Here is a 25,616-nt window from a genome sequence, read left to right as displayed (position 1 = left end):
TCTTAGATGGTAAGCCATAAAATGTAATCGTTCGCTAAGTCATACTAAACTGTCCCCATTATTAGGCGGGCAGTCTTTTAAGGGGAATACACGATCACAAAGGAACACAATCAGGAGTCACCAATCGCTTATAGCTCATAATTGAGAATGTGTAGACCAAAAAAAGGACGGAAATATCATCCGTCCTTTCAAGTGTCAAGAAGATTAGTACATACCGCGAGCTTCATCACTTAAATCGATATAAATATTTTTGGCTTGAGTATAAACATCTAAAATCATCTTATGAGTTTCGCGTCCAATTCGTAAATTCTTGAAATCACCAAATGGTGCGCCGGCTTCAAAACCTGCATACGTGTTAACCCAGATACGACCTGTGCGTATAACCCGTGCCACTTTAAAAGCGGTATTGATATCTTTCGTTCAAACGCCATCACCTAAAGCCTATTCATTATCGTGGCTCGTTCGATGACCTCATCCACATCCTTGGAAGTAATTACAACTCCAACAAGACCAAAGAATTCTTCATGCGCAGTAGGTCAATCATTCGTTGCTTCAAGTAAGGTTGGCTTGTAGAAGGCACCTTTGGCACAACTCACCATCTGGATAAAAACTTCCGCCCACAAGGAGTGTCTCACCTTCTTCTTCTTCTTTATCAATTTTCACATATTTTTCAATCAGTTCGTTTGGGTCTTCATTCACTTGAGCACCCGTTTGTATCTGTAAATCCAGTGGACTAGCGACTATAACTCTCTCAAAATCTTCTACTAGACGACCAACAAATTCATCGTAAACTGATTCCTGAACAAAAATTCGAGAATCATCTGAACACACTTGTCACTGATTAAAGAGGATTCGCAAAGCTGCATCATCTAAAGTTAAGTCCATCTCCATATCTGCAAAGAATATATTGGTAGATTTTCCTCCTAGCTCTGAAGTTGAAGGGATTAAATAATTAGTGGCTGTGATATCACTCTAGCGTGCAACTTCCGTTGAAGCAGTAAAGACAATTTTATCAATTACTTTATGATGTAGTAAGTATTCACCTGATTTTGAACTGCGCCCTGTCAGTAAAATGAAGCCCCCATGAGGTAAAACATTGTTTAATATTTTTGTTATTTCTAAAACACTCAGCGACGTACTAAAGGAAGGGCTAAATCCAATCGTATTACCGGCTGCTAGGGCAGGTGGGAGTTTTCCAAGCGGCCATTAGGAAAGGAAAGTTCCAAGGGACACTCTTTGACACGACACCAATTGGTTCGCGTAACATCATTGACAAGGTCTGATTGGTTAATATTTGGACTGTCTCTTCTTCTGAACGAATCACGCTAGCGAAATAACGGAAGTGATTAATTGCTAAAGGAATATCTGCACCAGACGTTTCACGAATTGGTTATCCATTATCAAGAGATTCCACTTCAGAAAGAAAATCAGCTTTTGTCTCAATTCAATCAGCAACTTCTAACAAAAGGGCAGAACGTTCTTTTACATCTGTATGGCTCCAAGAGTTAAAAGCAACTTGTGTAACTTCAACTGCTTTGTCGACATCATCATCCGTTGCGTCGACCAGAGTAGCCAATACCTTACCAGTTGCTGGGTTATAAGAAGTAATTTTATTTGAACCGGTCTCATGAACCTATTCACCGTTAATGAGCAATTTGTAATTTAAATCTATCGTCAAGGATATTCTCTCACACCTACTTCATTTAGTGCTTTCACTATGAAGAGATTTCAAAGCGCTCTACAACTAATATTTCATTTAGCGCAACGAATCAAAGATATTTATTAGTTTTACATTAACAAAATACGTTTAAAATCAGCCTGAAAGCTAAAAAATATTTATTATCGATTCTAAGGCTGACATAAAGTGGAAACTTTCGAACTATCCTCAGAAAATAGCAAAAAAACGTATTGTTTTAAAATGTCCTTGGCGATTTCTAGCCCTTAATGTTAATTCACTTTGTTCGATAAGTAAATGATAGACAAAGGTTTTCGTAAATCTCGCGGGGGAAATTTGTGGGAAAGCGGCTTGCTGGTCCAATTCACATTCTGCAAATCAACTTAGCTGTCATACTATTATGTTAATCGGTTAATCTTTTGTTGTGCCTATTGATTGACAATGGGCCGCGGCAAGTTTTTTTATTGAAGCTTCCTTGCCTAATAAGTTAATGTTTAAAAGTGTAATATAGTACACGCAATTTACTTATGAAACGAGTTGGCATTCCTAAGATGGGGTGATAGAATTCATTTTAATTAAATCAATGCGACTATTTTATCACCGGATAGGATAGAAACGCTCTTTTTCTTTTGTGTAGGTCTTTGAAACAAAAGAGAAGGGGCATTTTTTTATGTTGAGGAGGAAGTTTCAAGTGGAAAAATTAAGTAATCAAACAAGTAGCACACGTCAATTATTTGTCCAATATACATCTTTAGCTGTCTTAAGTATGTCGGGACAATCATTATTTATTTTTGCGGATACATTCTTTATCGCAAATGGTGTGGGGCCTAAAGGGATTGCGGCCTTAAACATCGTCTTGCCGATGATTAGTCTATTCAATGGATTAGGTTGGTTATTTGGTATCGGTGGAGCAACACTGTTTGGGATTGAGTTAGGTAAAAATCAAATAGATGAAGCAAATCGTTTGTTTAATATGACGGTCTGGTTTACTTTACTCGTTTCTGCAACATTTGCGGCATTAACGACTTTATTTGCTCAAGAACTATTGAATTTATTTGGTGCAAATTCTGAGATTTATGAGATGTCTGCTAGTTACTACGGTATTCTCATGCTGTTTGCACCGCTTTTTATGTTGAATGTTGTCTTGATATCATTTCTACGCAATGATCATAATCCTCGTTTAGCGATGATCGCGTTGTTAGCAGGTGGTTTAACTAACATTGTCTTAGACTATGTGTTTATTTTCCCACTTCGAATGGGCTTAACAGGTGCTGCAATTGCAACGACAAGTTCACCGATTGTCTCGATGTTAGTCGCAAGTTTACATTGGCGTCAAAGCAATCATCATTTACAGTTTCATAAGGTAAGCTTGCGCATTAAAGAACTGAAGGCCATCGCTAGTTTAGGTTTCTCGTCTTTCTTTAATGAATTTTCATCTGCTGTCGTGATGTTTCTCTTCAACATCATGATTTTACAAGTAGTTGGCACCATTGGTGTTTCGGCTTACGGAATCATCGCCAATTTGAATATTATTGTTATCTCCTTATTTACAGGACTTGGTCAAGGGTTTCAACCCTTGATTAGTTATTATTATGGTCAGAAAAATGCTAAAGAAATTAAGCGAATACTTACGATGGCCCTAGGATCAGGAGGCGCTTTAAGCGTGATAATTCTCCTGATTGGTCTTTTAATGCCAGATGCCTTAGTGTCTGTCTTTAATAGTGAACAGAATGTTCAACTAGCTGAAATTGCGAGTCAAGGGCTTCCTTTATATTTCGCTTCATTTTTATTAACGGGAGTCAACTTCGTTGTCATCTATTTCTTAGCAGCCATCAATCAAGCGAGGGCCTCCCTAAGACTGTCTGCTTTACGTGGTATCGTATTTATCATTCCAATTCTGTTTGTCATGTCCATGTGGTTTGGTTTGGTAGGTATCTGGTTAACCTTATTAATCGTTGAAGCCTTGACCTGTGTCTTAGCCGTTTACTTGCTAATAAAATCGGTCGAGCGACTTAACTAATAACAAGAAAAAAACCGCCTAATTTTGGCGGTTTTTGTGTAGATTTATTTAATTAATTGAACTTGAACATCTGAATCGATATATTCTTTTTCGCCAGCTGCTTGTTCAATTGAACCGAAAGGCATTTGAGCGATTAATTCGTATGAATCTGGTAAATTGAACATGTCGCGAATGGCTTTATCAAAGCCTTGCTCATAGCCAACGTTAAAGTGTTGTAGAGATCCGCCTAAGTTCATTTCAGCTAATGCTAACCATGCAGCATATTGTGAGTTAGCTGAGTTGTTTTGTTTGTATGCTTCAGTACGTTGACCCACTGTAGGCATTGTTGCGACAGCATCGCGGTCTTCGAAGAATAAAATTGTACCAATACCGTTTTTCGCACCATGCATGATGGGTGACATGAAATCCCAAGTCGCTTGGTCTAAGACATTTTCTTGAACTTCTAAAATTAAGTCCCAGAATTTAGTGTTCGCTTCACCGTTTAGAATCACTAAGCGAGAGGTTTGGCTGTTGAAAGCTGAAGGAACATCTTTTTGTGTTTCACGGATTGATGAAACGATTTCCTCGATTGAGTACTCGCTTGAGTTACCTAAGGCGTAAATTGAACGACGGTTTTTGATTACTTGTTTAAATGCTGTCATGAATGTAAATCTCCTCTGTTTTTGAATGTATTTAACTAACTGATTAATAATATAACATGCATTTGAATGATTGTAAACCCTCGAATTCGAAATAAATATAATGAATACGTTTTCTATAAAGTTAATGGCAAAATAAGACCCCCAATCATATGACGAGGGGAGTCCTATGGATAATTATCAGAATAAATCTAACTGTCGAGGGGCAAGGTTTTCGTAATGGATTCCCAGTAGTTTCTGAAATTCTTTGGCGTTTGGAGCCGCATGTCCACCAGAGTTATTGTTGAAAATAACAGCCACATTTTCTGAAGCATCCGCTAGAGTGAGCGTGATGTCTTTAAAGTTGTTTAATTCATCGGGTGAATACTGATATAGGGTCCGGACTTGACGCCAATCTTGACTGTCGTCTACACCGAGCCAGCCGTCGTAATTGCGACCATGTAAACGCAGGATGCTTTGTTTCTCATGTGTCACAGTGGCGACCAAAGGCACGGAATTATGCGGTGTTTGAGGTTGGTCGACCACGACATGGATCAAGTGGTAGTGCTGCAAAAATTGTAACGTTTCGGTGGCGTAGTCGGGACTCAACCAGCTAGGATGACGAAATTCGACCGCAATTGGGACATCGCCCATTAGAGTGCGGACTTGGCGCAAGTATCTGACATTTTCTCTCACACAAGTAAAGTAAGGTGGAAATTGAAAGAGAAAGGCGGTCAGTTTCCCGCTGTCGACCATCGGTCTAAAGTGTTGGCTAAAGGTGGCAAAAAGCTCTTTGAGCGGCCGGCTTTCGTCAGGGCGCCGGGCATGTTGCGTCATCGGTCCATAGGCTTTGGTGATAAACTGAAAGTTGTCTGGTGTTTGTTTCAGCCACTGAAGTATCCGCTCTTGGGAAGGAATCGCATAAAAGCTTGCATCCAGCTCAACGATTGGAAAGTGAGACGCGTAGTCCACGAGTTTGTGTTTAGATTGAGTGTGTAGCATCGGATGGTCCATCCAACCTGTCAAACCAATTTGAATCATGTGGCACCTCCTTTAATCTTTTACTTTAAACTTGTCAGCCACCCGTCAATTATTAAGCGCCGTCAAGTGATGGGTCCTATTTTGAACGGAGGGGTTAATGGCTTGTCTGATTCAGTTTGTTCGTGTCATTAGTTTATCATAAAAAAATAGAACCTTCCTGAATGTGGGGAGCTTGACCTAGGTCAAGGCGCTTGTTGCGAAAGTGTTTTATAATAGAGTTATCAAGGAAAGGGGTTTTAAATATGTCAGATTACAAACAACTTTACGAAACAAGTGCTGTGAATACTGGGGGACGTGATGGCTTCAGTTATTTAGCGGATGGGTCATATGAAGTGAAAATTTCAACACCAAAAGGGATGGGTGGAACGGGTGAGGGTCAAAATCCGGAACAATTATTTGCCTTAGGTTATGGGGCTTGTTTCCATGGTGCTTTAGAGGTTGTCAAAGGTCAGCATAAAGTGACCAATGCGTCTCAAGTATTGAATACTGTTCGATTATTTAAGAAACCGGAAGCGGCCGATTTTAAATTGGAAGTTGAAATTCAAGTGGGGATTCAAGATTTAGACCGTGAGGCTACACAGAAATTAGCTGACGAAGCGCATACGGTGTGTCCTTACTCAAAAGCGGTTGCGGGCAATATCGAAGTGTTCGTGAAAGCTGTGGACTATGATGCGAGTCAAGAAAAATAAAGAGTGAGTGATTGAGACCAGACATGCGTGTGTATGTTTGGTCTTTATTTGTTTTGGTGGTAAAATTTAGACACACTCTGAGAGAAAGTAGGTGGCTGATTGGATTTTTCACAGTATCATCATTGCATTAGCACCATGCCTTTGTTCCAGTCACTGTCTGTTGAACAAATCGAATTGATTCAAGCGCAGATTATCGAACGCGACTTTGCGACCGGCGACTTGATTCACCGAGAAGGCGATGAGGCGGATACTTTATATCTGGTTCAAAAAGGTCAAATTCGAATGTTTAGATTAGCAACTTCAGGTAAGGAACAGCATTTGCGTGTGTTGGAAGCTGGCGATTTTGTTGGTGTACCGGCATTGTTTGCACACCGTCATTATGAATATTTTGTTGAAGCAACTGAGGAAACGACAGTTTGTTGTATTCAACGGGAGACGTTTAAGGACTTATTGTTAAGCAATCCTCAGATTGCGCTTGAATTATTGAGTGTGTTGTCTGAGCGCTTGGAGGAATCTGAACAACAAACGACCTGGATTACGTCCGAAAGTGTCCAAAGTCGTTTAGCAAATTATTTATTGGAGGAAGCCGCTAGGCAAGCGACGACGACCATTACGCTCACTTCCACTAAAAAGAATATTGCTTCTTTCTTGGGCATGTCACCTGAGTCCTTTAGTAGAGGTTTGGGAAAATTAACCAGAGCCGGCCTAGTCAAGCAACCCAAGCCGAATCGGCTTGAAATTTTGGATCAGACTGGCCTTAAGCAGTTAACTTATCAAGCTTAGTCGGTCCAACTTCAAGTTGATGCCATTTTGAAGTTGGCATGAAACGAGTTGTGGAGAATGGCTGAAGCAGAGGAAAAGGTGGAGAATAGTGACCCAAGAAAAGCAAGAACAGACAATGGATCTATATATTGAATCGAAACAGGCGCTGCAATTAGCCCAGAAACATCAAATTCAATTAATTATCGACAATCATATGTACAGTTTACAGTCCGATACGCTAAATAAAGGCCATCAGATTGCAGCACTTAGGCAATTTCTGTTTCCCTCTGTCTTAGTGACGGCCATCTTTTTCCTGATTTTTTTCTTTCGTGGGCAAGCCTTATTTGCCTTGACTGGTGGCTTTTCCATTGGGAGTACAGTGACCGCCTTAGGCGTCGTGAGTGGCGTCTTGACTTTTGCTTTTTATTTCGTCCGCTGGAAAAGGCAGGGCTACTCGCATCTAGAGAAAATTTATTGGCGGAATTTCCCGACCATCCTTATTTCCTTTGCCATCATCATTCTAATCGCCATGCTCTTCTTGTTTTATTTGTTATCCACTTTGTTTGTGAATCTTTATTTGGATCTCTATCTGTCCACTTTATTGGCTTTTATTGTCTTTGCCTTGGTGCATTACTTAATGATTCATTTCGTTTTGATTCTATCGCCTTCCGTTATGACGAAGCTATTGGTGTTTGTCGTATTAGGGGGTGTAGTCATCGCAATGGTGACAAATAATCAAGAAGAGTGGTGGCAAGTTCACTTGAGCTTTTTAGGGTCAAATCAGGCGACAAGTTCTTGGCAATTTAATTCAACCCTGATTTTATCGGCTTTATTGATGATTGCCTTGGTCGATTATATTTTTGTCGGCTTGAAAGAGCAGTTCCCTAAGCATTTAGGTGCAAGTATTTTGCGTATCTTGTTGACAATCACCGCTATTAGTTTAGGCATGGTAGGCTATTTCCCAGCAGATGGGCCAGGCAGGATGCCATACTATCATAATAAGTCAGCTGAGATGTTGGTAATTATGATCATCTTGATGATTATTGGGGTCAAGTGGCTACTGCCAAAAGTAACGCGTGAATTTCAATGGTTGTCGTATGCGCTAGGGGCGGTCTTGGTCGCAGTAACGACTCTCTATATGGTAGGTGACTATATCACCTTAACTGGCTTTGAATTAATTGCTTTTTTCTTAGCTTTCAGTTGGCTGATGTTACTCTTACAACATTTGGAAAAAGCCTTGCACCCTGAGGTTTTGACATATCAAGTGATAGTTCATTACCGAAATCCAAACGACAATTAATAAACACCTCAGCGACCTTGAAAAAACGGTCGTTGAGGTGTTTTATTTTGGTGAAATGCTTGGTCAGTGACGCTTACTTAGGCTTTCCGAAATTCTTCATCCATAACCTTTTGTAGCAAGTCGGGATTATCCGACATGATACCGTCCACGCCTTGACGCAAAAGTTTGCGCATGGTTATCGGGTCATTGATTGTCCAGTAGTAAATATCGATGCCTTGGCGACGGGCGCCTTTGACGATGTTTCTTTGAGTCAAATCAATACCGCGTTGTTTGAGCGGCAACTGTAGGGCCTGCGAATCTGTTTTGGCCAGAGAGTTGAGTCGCAACACCATCTTGACGATGTATTGCGTGGCTTCGCTTTCACCAGCCCCGATTGCGACACGACCTTTGGAAATTTCTTTGAAACGCTGATTAATCGCATGGTCAAAACTGGCCACGATTACCTTGTCTTCCATCTGATGTTTTTGCACAATGCGCCACATTTCTTGGACCATTGCTTCATATAAAGCCGGATGATTCGTGTCTTTTAGTTCAATCACCGCCCGCTTATTTGGGAAGGTTTGGAAAATTTCTTCAACAGTTGCTAACGTAATGCCTTTGCCACGGAAAGCGTGCTTACCATCCAGATCAACGAACTTCTCGCCAGCATCAAGGGCCTTGATTTCTGCGAGTGTCATACCATTAATTAGCCCAGTTCCCGTTGTGACGCGATCAACCGTCGGGTCATGACTGGCAATTAAATGACCGTCCTTAGTGATGTGAACATCATATTCAAACATATCCGCACCGACCTCATCGGCCTTGGTAAAAGCCTCCAACGTTTCTTCAGGCGCTAAAGCAGGACCGCCACGGTGGGCAATGTTATAAGGTTTGTCTGTCGCATCCGCGAAAAAAGGCCATTGTTTTTGCTTGTTGGGCCATAAATAAAGGAGCAACCAAAGTGGCGGGAGATATTTACAGAGATATTTTGCCAGTGTCTTGAGTGTTTTCATTTGAACCTCCTAAGGATGTTGTAAGTTTATTATAGGCTAGTTTGGCTACCTAAAGCAAACCAAGCTAGTTCATTCGGAAGATATTAAGCCCACAATATAAAGGCACAATATTATTATAAAATTTACGGCGAAATATTAGAGGGGATTGAATGAAAGTTAGTGAGCGTATCAATTGAGAAAAATATAATTCCGGTTTACGATAGTTTATAGAAGTTATCAAAATGTAAAGGGGATGTATCTCGTTTGTAATAAACTTATGCATTGTTAACGCAACGTATGAAAAAAGGGCAAACGTTGCCTTGTCGATAAACTAATTTTAGAGAGGTGAATGAAATGGGAAAAGGTAATTTTTTCAGTAAATATGTATATGACGCACCGTCAAGAGAAGCAGGTTTGAATATTTCATGGGCCAGTATTTTTGCCGGATTGGTTACTTTTATTGCGACTAGCTTGATGTTTTCATTAGTAGGAGCGTCGATTGGTTTTGGAGCGCCAGACTTAACCGCCGCCAATCCTTTAGAAGGTGTTGGCATGGGCTTAGTTATTTGGATCATTTTTGCTTTAGTCGTTTCTTTAGGTTTGGCAGGTTACGTGGCTGGTTTAACCGCGAGTCGCGCCGGCTTTGTTCATGGTTTCTTAACTTGGGCAGTCAGCTTAATCGCGATGTTCTTTTTAATGACATCCACTGCAACTTCAGCCTTTAATGCGGTTGGCTCCTTAGTCGGTGTGACGGGAGATGCGGTAGGTACAACTTTAGCGACAGCGGGCGACGCAGTTGGCAACTTATCCGAAGAGGCCTTCCAAACAATTTCAGAGAATGTGAATGTTGATTTATCAACGATGGACTTAGAACAAGATGTGGTCGATGCCCTAGAAAATTCAGATATTGAGCAATTACAACCTGAATATTTACAAGGACAATTAGATGCGACCGTGAATGAAATTTCTGATGCGGGTAAACGTATTGTAGTTGATGGCGAAGATCCAGCCCAAGTCTTTGACGAGGTCACGACATCGATTCAAGAGCGTGTCGAAGGGCTTGCTGCTGAAATTGATGAAGAAGACTTGACGCAAGCAATCGCGGACAACTCAGATTTAACAGAGCAAGAAGTCGAAGAGGCTGTGCAGAATATTCAGGAAGGTTATCCTGCAGCCACTGAAGAAGCGAAGCAAATGTTAGCCGAAGCCGAAACTGCGATTGCGGAATTAAGAGCAGATGCGGAACAAGCGATTGAAGACGCACGCATCCAAGCAGAAGAAATCGCTAATGCTACGGCCCGATACTCATTATACGTATTCTTTGGTATGTTAATCGCCTTAGTTATTAGTTCATTCGCAGGCTTTGCGGGTGCCAAAACTTTCCAAGCGCAAGTCGACACAGCCAAATAATTTATGTGCTTAAGTGTTTAGAGGCCATTAAACATTAACAGTAAAATTGAATAGACGCTAAGCCTCACCCGATGACTGGTATAGTACTGGTTGTTGGGTGATTTTTGTGGTGCCTTGGGGTGGTGTAGTTCAGGTAGACCTTGGAGCCGAGTGCTTCTTCAAAGAAACCTAAAGGAGTCACTCCATTACATTGCGTGACGCTTTTATGAAAGAAGCGAGCTGGCTCTTGTATGAATCGTCCGACTAGTCAGAGTCGGACACCTTTATGTTTTCTGGTAGTGGTGTAGCATTTCAGGTAGACCTTGGAGCCGAGTGCTTCTTCAAAGAAAGCTAAAGGAGTCACTCCATTGCATTGCGTGACGATTTTATGAAAGTAGCGAGATAGCTAAATGACTAATTATTGACACCTTGAATAGTAGAATTGGCACATACTCGTTCGCTAAAGTTCTTGTTAGAAATTTGACTTGCGGCAACAAATCTAACGTGTCGACTGGAGATCGAGTCGACACGTTAGACCAGTTAACATGTCGACTCAAACCGCGAGTTAACACATTAAAAGTTAAATATTTAATTACCTTAAGAATATCGCGGAAATTAAAGCCTAAATTCATCAAAATTCACAGAATGCTATCGGCAAGCCTTGCAAAGGCAATACTCCGCCATTATGTCATCCGAAAGCTTCCAATTCTAGTCCCAATGTTCCTCCCAATTTTCGAAATGGTCATTGTATTGCTTAATAATCGCAGCTTTTCGCTTACGCACCATGCCCAAACTGGCAATCGCCTGGCTCGACGACTCCAATAGATCCAAATCTTCTTTTTGACGCTCAATCGCCTCGGCCACTGGCTCATAAGGAGCCGCCTCTTTGATTTCATCCAATTCCAAACGGATTTGATGTTTGACGCGCTCTAAACGCTGCGGCTCGTAGGCCTTGATTTTGGGCAACTCCTGCATCATCCAACGAAAATTCAGAAAACGCGTCATTTCGCCATGCTCCACCTTGACGTATTCCTTTTGAAAAGGCGCCAAACCAGGCACCAAACCATTAATTTGATACCAGCCCGGATACAAATCCCAAATACTGGCCTGTTTTTCCGGCAAGAAATCTCGCTTTAACTTAAAGGTTTCATCCTCATCCGTAATCTCTGCCAGCCAAACCTTTTCCTCAGGCCCCGACGCCACTAATTGTAAATGTTTTGCCTCCAACGGCCCACCTTCTTCCTTAAAACAATTATAGCAAAATAGGAACGAAAACCCTAGAGTGCTTACACCAACTAAACCTTCTTGCTTGTCGACTGATTTTTGAATTACACTTACCTTAACAAGGAGGCGTTTACAATGAGTTTTGATTTTACAGACAATGGCAAAATACCAAGATTTGATAGTTTAGAAGCATTGGCACTCGAGAATGATAATTTTAGAACCACGCTTTGGTCAGGTGTTAACTTACAAATCACTTTAATGACAATTCCAACAGGCACTGAGATGGGACTCGAAACCCATGCTGGCATTGACCAGCTTTACCAAATCGTTCAAGGGCAAGCAACCGCACAAGTCGGAAAGATGGAAGATAACTTAGAAGAACACTTAGTTAAAGCAGGTGACAGCGTGCTCGTCCCAGCAAGCATGTGGCACAATATCATTAATGAAGGTAAGGAAGATGTGAAGATGATTACGGTCTATGGTGCCATTGAACATAAGCCAGGTACCGTTCACAAAACGCAACAAGATGACCTTGACGATCCAAACGAACATTAATCAAGCAAAAGACCCATTCTGGGTCTTTTTTTGCTTGTTTTCGCCTGAAAAACCGACCTATTTGTAAAATTAAGTTTTATGTAAATGAATAATTATGCAAAATACTTGAAATATTATTTTACGTCAGTATAATAAAGATGAAGGAAAACGATTACAAGGAGGGGTTCGATGTTTGGCTTTTCAATTTTTCTCAATGAGGCTTTGACCAATGAACATCTGGCGTATATACAAGCCATGAAAGTAGCCGGCTTCAAGGGGATCTTCTCGTCGATTCATATACCAGAAGAAGAGAACGGACCAATCTTGGAACGATTGCAAAGTCTTGGGGCCATTGCCAAAGAACACGGCTTGGAATTAGTCATTGATATTTCAGGGAATGCGTTAGCTAAATTAGGTTTGGACTTTGACAATGTTTTTCCCTTAGTGGACTGGGGGATTACGGGCCTTCGAATGGACTATGGTATTTCAAATCAGGTGATTGCCGGCTTAAGTCAGCACATAAAGATTGCTTTAAACGCCAGCACGCTCACACAAGCTGACGTGTCACAATTGAAAGCTGCAAAGGCCGATTTCACGCGGATGGAGGCCTGGCATAATTATTATCCAAGGCCAGAAACAGGATTAGGGAGTCAAGAATTTGAGTTGAAAAATCTGTGGTTGCAGGCGCAAGGCTTTACGGTCATGGCTTTTGTACCAGGGGATCAACGCTTGAGAGGGCCACTCTATGAAACATTACCCACACTAGAAAAACACCGCGGTGGCCAAGCATTTGTGGCGGCACTTGAAATGGTCAAACGCTTTAAAGTCGACCATATTTACATAGGTGATCCACAATTATCAGCTAAGGCAATCATGCTGTTTGAGAAGTATATAAAAGAAGATGTCCTCACGTTACCCATTCGATTAGCTCAAGGCATAACGCCAGCCGATGATCAACTAATAAAGCAACAAGTGACTAGCTTGAAAGGGCGCCACAGCAACCGTCTGGATGGAGCGAGAGATGTGATTCGAAGTGCCGAGGCACGCTTGCGGAAAAGTCAGCCGGTCAAGGCTTTGAGCAAGGCAGCCAAGCGGCCGAAAGGAACTATTACGATTGACAATGACGCTTATGAACGATATGCAGGAGAAGTTCAGGTAACGAAAAGAGCATTAAAAGCAGATGAACGTGTCAATGTTTTAGGTCATATTCAAAGTGACTATAGGGACTTAGTCAATTATTGTGGACCGGGACAAAAGTTTGAGTTTGATTGGGAGGAAATAGAATGAATTTAGATAAATTAACGACCGAAAGTCGTCATCGAGAGACCATGAATTTGGATGGAATGAGTTTAGCAGAGATGTTGGCGAAAATGAATCAAGAAGATCGCAAAGTACCAGTAGCAGTTGAATTAGCGTTACCAGACATTGAAGCGGTCGTCAAAGCTGCGATTGCCTCATTTAAACAAGGTGGCCGTCTTATTTATATGGGGGCTGGAACTAGTGGCCGTTTAGGTGTCTTGGATGCTGCAGAATGCGTGCCGACCTTTGGTGTGTCACCAGAAATGGTCGTTGGTTTAATTGCAGGCGGTGAACAAGCGATGACCGTAGCGGTTGAGGGGGCTGAAGATTCGACCGTCTTAGGTAAGGAAGATTTAGTCGCTTTAAATTTAACCGCTAAAGATACGGTTGTAGGAATTGCGGCCAGCGGTCGCACGCCTTATGTGATTGGTGCCTTGGAATATGCAACGCAAGTTGGCGCAAGTACCGCCACGATTGCTTGTAATTTGAATAGTGAGATTAGTCAGTACAGTCAAATGCCTATTGAAGTGGATTGTGGACCGGAAGTTTTAACAGGTTCCACGCGTTTAAAAGCTGGGACAGCTCAAAAACTGATTTTAAATATGATTTCGACAGCATCCATGATTGGGATTGGTAAAGTTTACCAAAACTTGATGGTCGATGTGCAAGCGACTAATGAGAAATTAGAAGAACGTTCGAAACGAATTATTATGGAAGCCACAGACTGTGATTATCAAGCATCAGAAAGGGCTTTTGAAGCAGCGGATAAGCATGTTAAATTGGCTATCGTTATGATTTTAACAGGCTCAAACAAAGAGGAGGCGACAGCGAAACTAGAGCAAGCAAAAGGTTTTATTCACCAGACGCTATAAGAGTCATATTTTGCAATGAGTGTTTTTATTAGGAGATTAAAAGGAGGAAATAAAATGGCATTATCGAAAGAAGAAAGAATTGCGCAAGGGATTTACGCGCACATTGGCGGGCACGCAAATACGACGAAAGTCTATAACTGTATGACGCGTGTAAGAATTGATTTGAAAAACGCGGGGCAGGTTGACCAAGAGGCCTTAAAGAAAATTGAGGGCGTTTTGGGAGTTGTTCAAGATGGCGACAATCTACAAGTGATTGTTGGTCCAGGAACCGCACAAAAAGTGGCGACTCAAATGGCAGGTATGGCTGGTCAAGAAAAAGGTGCGAGTATCAATGAAAACTTAGACACTTCTTTAACGGATGGTCGTGCTGAAGGCCAACGAATCACTCAAGAAGTAAAAAGTGCTTATAAAAAGAAAAATGATACACCATTCAAACGTGCCTTAAATATTATCGCAAGTATTTTTGTTCCGTTAATTCCAGCTTTTGTTGCGGCAGGGATTATTGGTGGGATTGCGTCGATTATTCAAAACTTAATGACGGCTGGAACACTTGATCCAAACTCTTGGACACAAATTTTCTCAGTTATGAAAATTTTACAAAATGGTTTATTTGCTTACCTGAACGTTTATATTGGTATTAATGCTGCAAGAGTCTTTGGCGCGACTGAAGGTCTTGGTGGGGTTATTGCCGGGGTTGTGTACTTAAACGGTATGAACGTCGACCAACCACTGACTAACCTTTTCACGGGTGATCCGTTAAGTGCTGGTCAAGGAGGGGTGATCGGAGTAATCTTTGCAGTCTTCATTCTATCAATCGTTGAAAAACAATTACGCAAAGTTGTGCCAGATTCATTAGATATTATTGTGACACCAACTGTATCATTAATTGTAGTGGGACTCATCACAATTTTCCTAATTATGCCAATCGCAGGTGTGATTTCAGCTAGTTTAATTGGTAGTATTAACTGGGTACTTGAAGTAGGTGGCGCATTTGCCGGCTTCGTACTGGGATCAACCTTCTTACCATTAGTAATGTTTGGTTTACACCAAGTATTAACACCAATCCATATTGAAATGATTGCTGAGACTGGTTCAACTTTATTATTACCAATCCTTGCGATGGCAGGTGCGGGGCAAGTGGGGGCTTCATTCGCGATTTGGATGAAATGTCGCCAAAACAAACAATTAACTAACATCATTAAAGGGTCATTACCCGTAGGTATCCTAGGAATCGGCGAACCTTTAATCTATGCAGTTACTTTACCTTTAGGTCGTCCATTCATCACAGCTTGTATTGGTGGTGGTATTGGTGGTGCTGTAATCGGTGCGATTGGTCAAGTTGGCGCAACTGCCGTTGGACCAAGTGGTGTTGCTTTACTTCCATTAATTGCTGATGGCAAATGGTGGGGGTATGCTTTAGGTTTAGTCGCAGCATACGTTGGTGGTTTCATCGCAACTTACTTGTTCGGTGTACCAGCAGAAGCTATGGAAGCAACTGAAATCGACGCATCACTTTAATCAACAGCATAAAGTATAATAGATAGATAAAAAGATGACGAGAGGAGTAACGAAGTGGCTCAAACATTATTGATGACAATTAAAAGCCAATTACCGTCATTGCCTGTATCCGAAAGGAAAATTGGCGAACTTATTCTGAAGAAACCGACGGAGATTATTCAAATGAGTGCCACCAAGTTGGCAGCCGAGGCCGGTTCAAGTTCAGCCGCAGTCATCCGTTTCTGTAATTCGATTGGTGTTAAAGGCTTCACCGAATTCAAAATACAGCTCTCAGCACAGTCGGCGCAAATCGATGCGGGACTCTTGACCGATATTGCCCCTAATGAGGCTCTAGAAGACATCAAGAAAAAATTATTATTTAATACTAATTTCTTCTTTGAAAAAACCAATGAAGTCTTAGAAGATGAGTCGATTGATCAAGTTGTTGATTTAATTGCTCAAGCTCCCGCAATGTTTATCCATGGTCTGGGCGCTTCGTTTTTAGTTGCCTCAGACATCAAACAAAAATTTAACCGGATTGGCAAGCAAGTCTTTTGTACGCAAGATGCGCACGAAATGTCGGCATTGATGGCAATCGCTGAAGTAGGGTGTGTTTATATCGGTATCTCCAATAGTGGCGATAAAGGAGAAGGTTTATTGTTAATGGAACTGGCGAATGACCTCGGCTTAAACACGGTTTCTTTAACGAAAGACTCCCTAAACCCGCTAAGAGAATTAGCCGATATTGGCCTGACAACAGCTGATACGCAGGAAGCACCACTCAGAAGTGGCGCGACCATCTCATTGTTGAGTCAGATGTATGCCGTTGATATTATCTTCTATCATTTTATGGCGAAGAATTATCAACACAATCTGACCCATTTAAATAAGTCCCGCCAAGCTACTGCCAAATTCGAGCAACTGTTTGAAGAATTTAGAAAATAGCGAGAAGCCCCGTTTTCAAGCTGACACCTGTCGCTTAGACGGGGATTTTCTATTGGTAGCGGAGGCTTAGGTCCACAAGCTGTCGAGCATCTTCTTTTTTTAAAAAAACTAAGGGCAAGCTTCGATAGACTAAAGTAGAGTAAGCGACGGTTAGATTGGCTAGGAAGACCACTTTCGAAAGGAGAATTTGGCTTGGAATACAAACTATTTGGTGAACAGATTATTGTGAAATTAGCAGTTGGTGAGAAAATCATGGCTAGTATGGAGGCTTTAACTGAAAAGGGGACAATTCAAGCGGCGACTATTACTGGCATTGGTGCTGTGGATAAGGTTGATTTAGCGTTCTTCCATCTAAATACGCGTGATTATGAAAAACACCAATTAGAAGAAGAATTTGAGGTACTCTCTTTAACGGGAAGCTTGACTTTAAATGACGGCAAGTACCATCCGCCCTTACATATTGTGCTGGGGCGTAGTGATCTGTCGACAATTGGTGGACATTTAAACGAAGCTTATACGAGTGTCACAATGGAGAGTTATGTGACGGTGTTAAACGGTACTATGTTAGACGGTACTATTGAGCGGAGTCAGGATGAGGCCGTCGGTTTGAAGTTAATGGATTTTGATAAATAGTCATGTGGCTTAAAGTCCTATTCTGAAGGGAACGTTTTCTTTGGCGAAAGTTATGCCAAGGGAGGCGTTTTTTATTGTTATCAGGCGAGAATAAAATTTGGAGCGTTTAGTCGGATAGCATTCATCCTGGTTTTAACCGCCGTAAACTAGCGGCAGAATGTTGAAGGGGTGAAAGTCCAGATTATTTACGAGGCTGATCATCTGTTTATGAAGCAAAGCGCGTCATTGTGTCTAATGACTGGTTACAAGCGGACTTAATTGCTTAAAAATTCTCTAAAAAAGCGTCCAGAGTGCAATTAGTACTGTCTTTTTGAGCGAAGTTTGTTACAATAGAATTTCTTGGAATATAGGACTAATAACAATTAAATGCACTTTAAATGAGCAGATTAAATCTGCTTTTTCTTTGTTTATAAACGGGAGATTGACTGGCTGTTTGACTTTGGTTCAAGAATCAAAGGGAAGAGCGAGTGTGAATGAAAGGAATTTGTGAGAAAATGAAAGAAAACTTTTGGCAAGAATTGCCACGGCCATTTTTCGTATTAGCGCCGATGGAGGACGTGACGGATGTCGTCTTTCGTCATGTGATTGCTGAGGCGGCGGCACCGGATGTATACTTTACGGAATTTACGAATAGTGAGAGCTATTGTCATCCAGATGGTATCGAGAGTGTACGTGGGCGTTTGACGTTTACAGCGGATGAGCAGCCGATTGTGGCGCATATTTGGGGGGATAAGCCTGAATACTTCGAGCGTATGAGCATTGGGATGGCCGAGATGGGCTTCAAGGGCATCGATTTAAATATGGGCTGTCCGGCGCCAAACGTCTTTAAACATGGACGCGGTGCAGGCTTGATTTTACGTCCTGAAGTGGCAGCTGATTTGATTCAAGCGGCTAAAGCGGGTGGTTTACCAGTCAGTGTTAAAACGCGTTTAGGTCATGCGAAGATTGAGGAATGGCGTACATGGTTGAGACATTTATTGGAGCAAGATATTGCAAACTTATCGATTCATTTACGTACGAAAGTTGAAATGAGTAAAGCGGATGCACATTGGGAATTGATTCCGGAAATTAAACAATTGCGTGACGAAATTGCGCCGAATACCTTATTAACGATTAACGGTGATATTCCCAATCGTCAAGTTGGTTTAGAATTAGTTGACAAATATGGCGTGGATGGTGTGATGATTGGTCGCGGTGTCTTCCACAATCCTTATGCATTTGAAATCGAACCTAAAGAGCACGACAGCAAGGATTTATTGAATCTATTGAGATTACATCTTGATTTATTTGATCAACATTCTACTGAAGAGCCGCGTAATTTCAGACCGCTCTTACGCTTTTTCAAAATATATGTGCGCGAATTCCGTGGCGCAAGTGATTTACGTGTGGCCTTAATGGATACCAAGTCAACTGACGAAGTTCGTGTGATGTTAGATGACTTTGAAGTAAAACAAGCAGAAGAAGCTTTGGCTTTTGAAAATGATTAATTTAAATCTAATCGACACCTTCTAAACATTATGATTAGAAGGTGTTTTTTTAGGAAAGGAATGAGAAAAATCGAAGGAATACTGATTGCAATGGTATTATTATTGGTTTTAAATAGTTATAGTTATTATTTATTTACAAAAGATAAAAAGCTAGCGCGAAGCGGGGCTTATCGTCTATCAGAAAAGCGTTTAGTTCTTTCAAGTGTGTGTTTAGGAGGCGTGGGTGCGCTTTTGGCCATGCGAATCGCCCGTCATAAAACGAAACATTTATTATTCCAGATTGTTGTCCCCTTGAGTGCTTTGTTCACACTTTGCGTCGGTGTTTGGCTACTCGTTCATTTGCTGGATGTCTTAATGATTGAAGGGATTGTTGGTTTAACCTTTTCTTTATAAAAATTAATATTTTATAAAGAAAAGAATGTCCTTAGCTTCTTTATCATGTGCTTAGGTATTAGAGCTTGCATATCATTAACGATGTGTTTTCTTGCATGCTATACTAAGAGTATCTAAACATAGAGAGGGCAATTTTATGACAAATGACAAAGTCAAAGATCCTAGAAAGCAATATTACACAGAAGGTTTCTCACAAGAAAACGAAGCAATTGCAAAATCACCCGCTTTACAAGAAGACATGATGCCAGTACCAGATTGTGGAGAAGAGTCTTATGAAGGTAAGGGGCGTTTGGAAGGGCGTCGTGCGCTAATTACGGGTGCTGATTCGGGGATTGGACGAGCCGTTGCTATTGCTTATGCACGTGAAGGTGCTGATGTCGTCTTTCAATATTTCCCAGGCGAAGAGCCAGATGCCGAAGCGGTGACGAAGTTAATTGAAGCAGCCGGTCGTAAGGCCGTTGCTATTCCTAGCGATTTACGTCAACAAGGTGTCGCAACGCAATTAGTGGAACAAACCGTCAAAGCTTTAGGTGGCTTAGACATTCTAGTCTTAAATTCCGCCCAACAAATCGCAACAGAAACTTTAACGGATTTAACAATGGAACAAATAAATGATACGTTCCAAGTCAATATTATAAGTATGTATGAGGCCTTAAAGGCGGCTGAACCGCATTTAAAAGCAGGGAGTGCAGTCATCACAACCAGTTCTGTTCAAGCGACAGATCCATCTGCTTCACTATTGGATTATGCAGTAACCAAAGCGGCCATTTCAAACTTTACAGTTGGAATGTCCAAGTATTTTGGTAAAAAAGGTGTGCGCGTGAATAGTGTGGCACCGGGACCCATTTGGACACCACTCCAATTAGATGGCGGGAAATTAGACGGCGATTTAGAAACTTTTGGTCAATCAGAGACCTTAGAACGTGCTGGACAACCTGTTGAATTAGCCCCAGTGTATGTCTTCTTAGCTTCTCAAGAAGCCAGTTATGTCACTGGTCAAATTTATGGTGTCACAGGTGGTTCGGAAACAGACTTATAACAATTAGTGAGCTTGCACTTGATGAAGGTCTGCTATCAGAATGACTAACAAATCCCCCTTATAGACGGCTGCTTTTTGCAACCGTCTATAAGGGGGATTCTTTATGGAATAGAATCTAAGTGAGAACTTGGCTTTTAATGGATCAAGCCGTCTAAAAGTTCTTCGTTTTGAGTAAGAGTTATTGAGTAGAAGCCTATCAGGTGGGGTTCCTTATGGAAAAGTTGATAGGCTGCGATTAAGGAGCATTAATCATGGGATGTGGCAGTGGAAATTAACAGGACTTCATGCTTGCGACTGCAATGAATGAAGTAACTGTGTTAATATTTAAGACAAACAAGTCTAAGTGGCAAGCGCTCAATGTGTTTGTCTTTATTAGTCAATAGTTGGTATTTTTTAGTTTGTCTTTTAGGTGGTCTAGAAAGGGAGTGGAACAGATGACGGTGACGATTCAGGTCTATGAAACTTATCAAGAGGCAGAAGTTTTGGCGCTTTATGCAAGTGTTGGCTGGACCAATTATACGCAAAATCCTCAAATGTTACGCAGTGCCTTCAAACATTCCTTAAAAGTATTGGCTGCTTTTGAGGGGGAGCAATTAGTCGGCATCATTCGTGTGGTTGGCGATGGCTATTCAATTGTTTTTATTCAAGATTTATTAATTCATCCAAATTTTCAACGCCGTGGCCTTGGCCAGAAATTGTTGAATCTTATTGTGTCCGAATTCTCAAAAGTTTATCAATTACATTTGATGACTGATGATACCGAGAAAACGCAGTTGTTTTACGAGTCACTGGGCTTTGAAAGGGTCAATCAGATCGGGATACGAGCTTTCACTAGGTTGCGTCAATAACTAGTTAAATTGTTTTGAGAATGTGACGGATTGTGCTATTCTTGAGGTTGGAAACGCTTATTGTTTAAGTAGGAAAATTTAGAGATTGAGGTGTCAAATGGTCAAATGGGGAATTATTGGTGCAGGCAATATTGCGAATCGCTTTGCGGAAGCTTTAGAGTTAGTTGAGGGGGCGAGTTTATATGCGGTGGCTTGTCGTACGATGGAGAAGGCCGAGCAGTTTCGTGCAGTTCATCCCAGTGAGCGTGCTTACGATAGCTATCAAGCCTTATTGGAGGATCCAGCGGTCGACGCAGTCTATATTGCGGTGCCGCACAAATACCATGCTCAGTGGGTTAAGCAAGCTTTGAAGGCGAAAGTGGCGGTATTATGTGAGAAGCCTGCGGCTTTGACACATACTCAAGCTAAGGAAATGATAGATTTAGCGGCCGCTGAGGGAGTTTTCTTTATGGAGGCGCAGAAAAGTCGATTTGTGCCGGCTTATATCGAGTTAAAGGCTCGTGTTGACCAGGGAGAAATTGGTGAAATTCGTAAAGTGACGACTTCTTTATGTCATGTGTTCAATGAGGCGACGTCGAGCTATCATTTCGAACCGGTGCAAGGCGGGACGTTGTTGGATATGGGCGTTTACAATCTATCAGTCCTGGAGGATTTTATGCCGTCGCCGATGGAAGTGGTGGAGGTTGAGTATGTGATGCATCCGAATAATATTGAAATTTATGTTAACGCGACTCTGGAAGCAGGTGGAGTGACAGGTGTGATTGAAACGGCTTTTGACCGTGAAACTGAGACGGTTGCTATCATTGAAGGAACGAAGGGGTCAGTACGTATTCCAGATTTCCACCGGGCGGCTAGCTATGAGTTGACGATTGATGGGGAAACAGAGCGGATTGACGTTGGCTACGACCATGACGATTTCTATAGTGAAATTCAGCATGCGGTTGACTGTCTTCGTGAGCAAAAGCTTGAGAGTCCTTTGATGTCCCATCAGGATACCTTGAACATTGCACGTTTAGTTGATCAATTGAAAGCGTCTGTTGGCTTAGGCTAAGAGAAATCAATGGAGAGTGTCTACCGTGTGTGGCTAGGCGCTTTTTTTGTTTGGCTGGATTTGACAAAGATTGGTGGGGAATGCCCTAGTCACGCGAGGTGAAAGGATCTTCTAGAGGCTGAAAAACGGTCATAGCACTGGTTAATATAAGTAATACATAGTATTTCGACAGGGTATAATTGAAGGGAGCATAACATGAAAACATTAAATCCAGAACATATAGACGTCTTATTAAAATTTGCGAACGCGAGTCCATTCGCTTCGCTATTAGGAATGAAAACAATCGAGTTGGGCATTGATTCTTGCCGCATGGAAATGATAGTAGAAGAAAAACACTTGAATCCTTATGGTGGCATTCATGGTGGTGTCTACGAATCTTTAATCGATAGCGCGACTTACTGGGCGGCATACGGCCAGCTAGATGAAGCGGATGGCTTGACGACGATTGATCTAAAGGCTGATTTATTGGGAACCGTTACAAAGGGAACGTTGATTGTTACATCAAAAGCAGTTAAGGTTGGGCGTACGGTCTGCCTATCGGAAGCGACCATTACTGACCAAAGCGGTAAATTATTGTGTCATGGAACTTCGAAACTACTGGTGATTAAAGAACGTCAAGAGCAAATGAAGAGCCAGTATGAAAAATACGGTATTACATCAATTCCACCGAAATTTACAGATTGATTAGAATGTTGAGTCGGATTTGTCGCTAACAAGGCAATATGATAAGCTAAAGAGACTACAAGATAGGACGTGAGGAAATGGCAGGACATTCAAAATGGAAAAATATACAAGGCCGTAAAAATGCACAAGACGCCAAACGTGGCAAAATATTTCAAAAAATAGCGCGTGAAATTTATGTGGCCGCTAAAAATGGTGCAGATCCAGAATTAAATCCAGCGCTTCGTCAAGCTTTAGATAAGGCGCGATCAGCTAACGTACCCAACGAGAATGTTAAGCGCGCCATCAAGCGAGCTACCGATGCTGGCGCTGGTGAAAATTATGATGAAGTGAGTTATGAAGGCTATGGACCAAATGGTGTGGCTGTATTAGTTTATGCTTTAACTAACAACCGTAACCGCACGGGTGGCTCAGTCCGAACCGCCTTCACCCATAATGGCGGCACGCTGGGGGAAAGAGGCTCTGTCGCTTTCCAATTTGAGCGCAAAGGTTATCTTGCAGTTGAGCGAGAAGGTTTAGAGGTGGATGAAGATACGATGATGTTGGCTGTGCTTGAAGCAGGTGCCGAGGAGTTAATAACATCTGATGAAGTCTTTGAAATCTATTCTGACCCAGCGGATTTCCAATCGGTTCGCGAGGTGTTGGAAGCTGACTATGAGTTAGCACAAGCTGAGCTAGCTATGATCCCCAATGTGACAATCGAATTGCCAGCAGAAAGTGTCGAACAATTTGAAAAGATGATTGATGCATTGGAAGATGATGATGATGTGACCGATGTGATTCATAACGCAGATTACTAACATGAGACTAAGACGCTCCGGATAATGTGAGCGTCTTTCCTATTTTCTATTAGTGAGGAGGGGGTTGCCATTCGAACAGAAGAAGATATGCTGGCTTTGTTGCTCAGTTTTGCCAAAGAGAATGAACACATTCGCTTGATTACGTTAGAGGGGTCAAGGTCGAAGGCGGCTGTCATTCGGGATTCTTTTCAAGACTACGATGTGTCTTATTTTGTCAGTGATATTGTTGGTTTTGAAGCAAGTGATGAGTGGTTGGATTATTTCGGTCCGCGGTTGATAATGCAGAAGCCGGAAGCGCCATTTGAAAAGGGTTTGTCCTATCTGATGTTGTTTGAAGATGGTAATCGGATTGATTTATTTGTGCTGCCACTGGCTGAATGGGAGCATTATCAAGCGGTGGAAGCATCCGTGCAGGTTTTGCTGGATAAGGATCAGCGTTTGCTTGGTCCGCCAAAGTCGCAAGAGGTCATGTACCACACACATTTACCTGCGGCGGAGGTGTTTGCCAAGGCATGTAATGAGTTTTGGTGGGTGTCGACTTACGTGGTGAAGGGTTTATGTCGCGGGGAGTATCTGTATGCGACGGCTCATTTCGAACAGATTGTGCGTCAGGAATTGTTAAAGGTGTTGGCCTGGCGAGCGGTCTATCAAGCGGGGCACTCGCTGGATTTGGGCAAGGCCTATAAATTTTTGCCGGACTTTTTGGATGAGGACACCGAGCGGCGTTTGCAGTTTACTTATGATTTATCGAATGAAAACTCCATCTGGCAGGCCTTGTTAACCAGCCAAGCATTGTATTTAGAAGTATCACAAGAATTGGCGGGCGCCTTGGATTATCCATTTTCATCGTCCGAGGTCGAGAACGTTCGCCGCTACACGCAAATTTATTACGAAGGAGGCAGTTTATGACAGCAGGAACACAAAGAGCCAATATCCAAATCGGCTCACAAGTAAGAGTTGTGCAGAAACAAGATCAAGGCACAGGCAAACTAACGGAAGGCGTCGTCAAACGCATTTTGACAAATTCACCCAAACATCCCCACGGGATTAAAGTAATGCTTGAATCCAACATTGTTGGGCGCGTGAAGGAAATAATTTAATTAAACTTATTCGGAAAAATAGGACTAATATAAGGCGGGCGGACGATCGATTGAAATAAATTGATCGCTCGTTTTTTTGTGTTGGTAGGGGGAGGGGGGATTGATTAAGGTGCTCTACACGCACCTGTCTAACCCGTGAACTTATTTCTCGAGGCGACACATTAAAGTTTTAATTGTCCCACTCGGAATCTGAGTGGTCACATTAGAGTTTTAATTGTTCCACTCAAACTCCGAGTGGTCACGTTAAAGTTTTAATTGTTCCACTCAAACTCCGAGTGGGACAATTAGTATGGATTACATAGCGAGTGTGAGAGTTCGCTTAGAAAAAGTGTCCAAAGATGGTGAATAATTCGGTGAATTTAATTTTACCAGAGAATCTGATTTTAATTATCCCACTCGCGATCTGAGTGGTCACATTAAAGTTTTAATTGTTCCACTCAAACTCCGAGTGGGACAATTAGTATGGATTACATAGCGAGTGTGAGAGTTCGCTTAGAAAAAGTATCCAAATATGACGAAAAATCCAGTGAATTTAATTTTTACCAGAGAATCTGATTCTATTTGTCCCACTCGCGATCTGAGTGGTCACATTAGAGTTTTAATTGTTCCACTCAAACTCCGAGTGGGACAATTAGAACGGATTACATAGCGAGTGTGAGAGTTCGCTTAGAAAAAGTGTCCAAAGATGGTGAATAATTCGGTGAATTTAATTTTACCAGAGAATCTGATTTTAATTATCCCACTCGCGA

At 41.8% G+C, this 25,616-nt stretch carries 25 protein-coding genes and 2 pseudogenes; 20 read left to right on the top strand and 7 right to left on the bottom strand.

Annotation, left to right across the window (positions count from 1 at the left end; all coding sequences use genetic code 11):
• Positions 1-204 precede the first annotated feature (204 nt).
• The 3 genes and pseudogenes from ACTQ5J_RS11815 to ACTQ5J_RS11805 all read right to left on the bottom strand — a co-directional run bounded on the left by ACTQ5J_RS11815 (position 205) and on the right by ACTQ5J_RS11805 (position 1,576).
• A complete protein-coding gene (locus ACTQ5J_RS11815; RefSeq protein WP_441753221.1) occupies positions 205-393 on the bottom strand; it encodes an aldehyde dehydrogenase family protein in 189 nt (62 codons plus the stop codon).
• A 159-nt stretch (positions 394-552) separates the two neighbouring features.
• Positions 553-1,161, bottom strand: a pseudogene (locus ACTQ5J_RS11810) (aldehyde dehydrogenase family protein).
• Positions 1,162-1,165: 4 nt separating this feature from the next.
• Positions 1,166-1,576, bottom strand: a pseudogene (locus ACTQ5J_RS11805) (aldehyde dehydrogenase family protein).
• Positions 1,577-2,366: 790 nt separating this feature from the next.
• Between ACTQ5J_RS11805 and ACTQ5J_RS11800 the strand changes: the two are divergent.
• Positions 2,367-3,695, top strand: coding sequence for an MATE family efflux transporter (locus ACTQ5J_RS11800; protein WP_441753219.1), 1,329 nt, complete (start codon positions 2,367-2,369; stop codon positions 3,693-3,695).
• A gap of 44 nt (positions 3,696-3,739) precedes the next feature.
• Here ACTQ5J_RS11800 and ACTQ5J_RS11795 read toward each other — a convergent pair whose 3' ends face one another.
• Both ACTQ5J_RS11795 and ACTQ5J_RS11790 read right to left on the bottom strand, forming a co-directional pair.
• Positions 3,740-4,336 (bottom strand): nitroreductase family protein, encoded by a 597-nt coding sequence (locus ACTQ5J_RS11795; protein WP_441753217.1) that lies wholly within the window; start codon positions 4,334-4,336, stop codon positions 3,740-3,742.
• A gap of 177 nt (positions 4,337-4,513) precedes the next feature.
• On the bottom strand, positions 4,514-5,314 hold the full coding sequence (locus ACTQ5J_RS11790; RefSeq protein WP_441753216.1) for a DUF72 domain-containing protein: 801 nt from the start codon (positions 5,312-5,314) through the stop codon (positions 4,514-4,516).
• 281 nt (positions 5,315-5,595) lie between these two features.
• Between ACTQ5J_RS11790 and ACTQ5J_RS11785 the strand changes: the two genes are divergently transcribed.
• From ACTQ5J_RS11785 to ACTQ5J_RS11775, 3 genes are all read left to right on the top strand, one after another.
• Positions 5,596-6,042, top strand: coding sequence for an organic hydroperoxide resistance protein (locus ACTQ5J_RS11785; protein ID WP_441753214.1), 447 nt, complete (start codon positions 5,596-5,598; stop codon positions 6,040-6,042).
• Positions 6,043-6,141: 99 nt separating this feature from the next.
• Entirely contained in the window at positions 6,142-6,825 is a 684-nt protein-coding gene (locus tag ACTQ5J_RS11780) for a Crp/Fnr family transcriptional regulator (protein WP_441753212.1), read from the top strand.
• An 88-nt stretch (positions 6,826-6,913) separates the two neighbouring features.
• Positions 6,914-8,104, top strand: a complete 1,191-nt coding sequence (locus ACTQ5J_RS11775; protein ID WP_441753210.1) for a DUF998 domain-containing protein — start codon at positions 6,914-6,916, stop codon at positions 8,102-8,104.
• Between the two features lie 77 nt (positions 8,105-8,181).
• Here the strand turns inward: ACTQ5J_RS11775 and ACTQ5J_RS11770 are convergent, their stop codons facing one another.
• Positions 8,182-9,096 carry a glycerophosphodiester phosphodiesterase gene (locus tag ACTQ5J_RS11770; RefSeq protein ID WP_441753208.1) on the bottom strand — a complete coding sequence of 305 codons (915 nt, stop codon included), beginning with the start codon at positions 9,094-9,096 and terminating at the stop codon, positions 8,182-8,184.
• Between the two features lie 333 nt (positions 9,097-9,429).
• Here ACTQ5J_RS11770 and ACTQ5J_RS11765 point away from each other — a divergent pair, with 333 nt between their 5' ends.
• On the top strand, positions 9,430-10,485 hold the full coding sequence (locus ACTQ5J_RS11765; RefSeq protein ID WP_441753206.1) for a hypothetical protein: 1,056 nt from the start codon (positions 9,430-9,432) through the stop codon (positions 10,483-10,485).
• Between the two features lie 687 nt (positions 10,486-11,172).
• Here the strand turns inward: ACTQ5J_RS11765 and ACTQ5J_RS11760 are convergent.
• Positions 11,173-11,691, bottom strand: a complete 519-nt coding sequence (locus tag ACTQ5J_RS11760) for a hypothetical protein (RefSeq protein ID WP_441753205.1) — start codon at positions 11,689-11,691, stop codon at positions 11,173-11,175.
• A 132-nt stretch (positions 11,692-11,823) separates the two neighbouring features.
• Here ACTQ5J_RS11760 and ACTQ5J_RS11755 point away from each other — a divergent pair, with 132 nt between their 5' ends.
• From ACTQ5J_RS11755 to ACTQ5J_RS11685, 15 genes are all read left to right on the top strand, one after another.
• Complete coding sequence (locus tag ACTQ5J_RS11755; RefSeq protein ID WP_441753204.1) at positions 11,824-12,243, top strand: cupin domain-containing protein; 420 nt, start codon at positions 11,824-11,826, stop codon at positions 12,241-12,243.
• 168 nt (positions 12,244-12,411) lie between these two features.
• On the top strand, positions 12,412-13,509 hold the full coding sequence (locus ACTQ5J_RS11750; protein ID WP_441753202.1) for a DUF871 domain-containing protein: 1,098 nt from the start codon (positions 12,412-12,414) through the stop codon (positions 13,507-13,509).
• Positions 13,506-14,393 carry an N-acetylmuramic acid 6-phosphate etherase gene (gene murQ, locus ACTQ5J_RS11745; RefSeq protein ID WP_441753201.1) on the top strand — a complete coding sequence of 296 codons (888 nt, stop codon included), beginning with the start codon at positions 13,506-13,508 and terminating at the stop codon, positions 14,391-14,393. The genes ACTQ5J_RS11750 and murQ overlap by 4 nt, the downstream gene beginning before the upstream one ends.
• Before the next feature lie 54 nt (positions 14,394-14,447).
• A complete protein-coding gene (locus ACTQ5J_RS11740) occupies positions 14,448-15,911 on the top strand; it encodes a PTS transporter subunit EIIC (protein WP_441753199.1) in 1,464 nt (487 codons plus the stop codon).
• Between the two features lie 54 nt (positions 15,912-15,965).
• Positions 15,966-16,835, top strand: a complete 870-nt coding sequence (locus ACTQ5J_RS11735; protein ID WP_441753197.1) for a MurR/RpiR family transcriptional regulator — start codon at positions 15,966-15,968, stop codon at positions 16,833-16,835.
• A 192-nt stretch (positions 16,836-17,027) separates the two neighbouring features.
• Complete coding sequence (locus ACTQ5J_RS11730; RefSeq protein WP_441753195.1) at positions 17,028-17,468, top strand: PPC domain-containing DNA-binding protein; 441 nt, start codon at positions 17,028-17,030, stop codon at positions 17,466-17,468.
• A 494-nt stretch (positions 17,469-17,962) separates the two neighbouring features.
• Positions 17,963-18,955 (top strand): tRNA dihydrouridine synthase, encoded by a 993-nt coding sequence (locus tag ACTQ5J_RS11725; RefSeq protein WP_441753352.1) that lies wholly within the window; start codon positions 17,963-17,965, stop codon positions 18,953-18,955.
• A 60-nt stretch (positions 18,956-19,015) separates the two neighbouring features.
• On the top strand, positions 19,016-19,348 hold the full coding sequence (locus ACTQ5J_RS11720) for a DUF1294 domain-containing protein (RefSeq protein ID WP_441753193.1): 333 nt from the start codon (positions 19,016-19,018) through the stop codon (positions 19,346-19,348).
• 136 nt (positions 19,349-19,484) lie between these two features.
• Positions 19,485-20,387, top strand: a complete 903-nt coding sequence (locus ACTQ5J_RS11715; protein WP_441753191.1) for an SDR family oxidoreductase — start codon at positions 19,485-19,487, stop codon at positions 20,385-20,387.
• Positions 20,388-20,821: 434 nt separating this feature from the next.
• Positions 20,822-21,235, top strand: coding sequence for a GNAT family N-acetyltransferase (locus tag ACTQ5J_RS11710; protein ID WP_441753189.1), 414 nt, complete (start codon positions 20,822-20,824; stop codon positions 21,233-21,235).
• Between the two features lie 97 nt (positions 21,236-21,332).
• Complete coding sequence (locus ACTQ5J_RS11705; RefSeq protein WP_441753187.1) at positions 21,333-22,286, top strand: Gfo/Idh/MocA family protein; 954 nt, start codon at positions 21,333-21,335, stop codon at positions 22,284-22,286.
• Between the two features lie 195 nt (positions 22,287-22,481).
• On the top strand, positions 22,482-22,970 hold the full coding sequence (locus tag ACTQ5J_RS11700) for a PaaI family thioesterase (RefSeq protein ID WP_441753186.1): 489 nt from the start codon (positions 22,482-22,484) through the stop codon (positions 22,968-22,970).
• Positions 22,971-23,047: 77 nt separating this feature from the next.
• Positions 23,048-23,767 carry a YebC/PmpR family DNA-binding transcriptional regulator gene (locus tag ACTQ5J_RS11695; protein WP_441753184.1) on the top strand — a complete coding sequence of 240 codons (720 nt, stop codon included), beginning with the start codon at positions 23,048-23,050 and terminating at the stop codon, positions 23,765-23,767.
• 48 nt (positions 23,768-23,815) lie between these two features.
• Complete coding sequence (locus tag ACTQ5J_RS11690) at positions 23,816-24,676, top strand: aminoglycoside 6-adenylyltransferase (protein ID WP_441753351.1); 861 nt, start codon at positions 23,816-23,818, stop codon at positions 24,674-24,676.
• Positions 24,673-24,867, top strand: a complete 195-nt coding sequence (locus ACTQ5J_RS11685; RefSeq protein WP_441753182.1) for a YwbE family protein — start codon at positions 24,673-24,675, stop codon at positions 24,865-24,867. Before ACTQ5J_RS11690 ends, ACTQ5J_RS11685 begins: the two co-directional genes overlap by 4 nt.
• The last annotated feature ends 749 nt before the right edge of the window (positions 24,868-25,616 follow it).

The organism is Fundicoccus sp. Sow4_F4, assembly GCF_052116145.1.
Lineage (GTDB): Bacteria > Bacillota > Bacilli > Lactobacillales > Aerococcaceae > Fundicoccus.
This window is presented reverse-complemented; position numbering and strand designations above follow the sequence as displayed.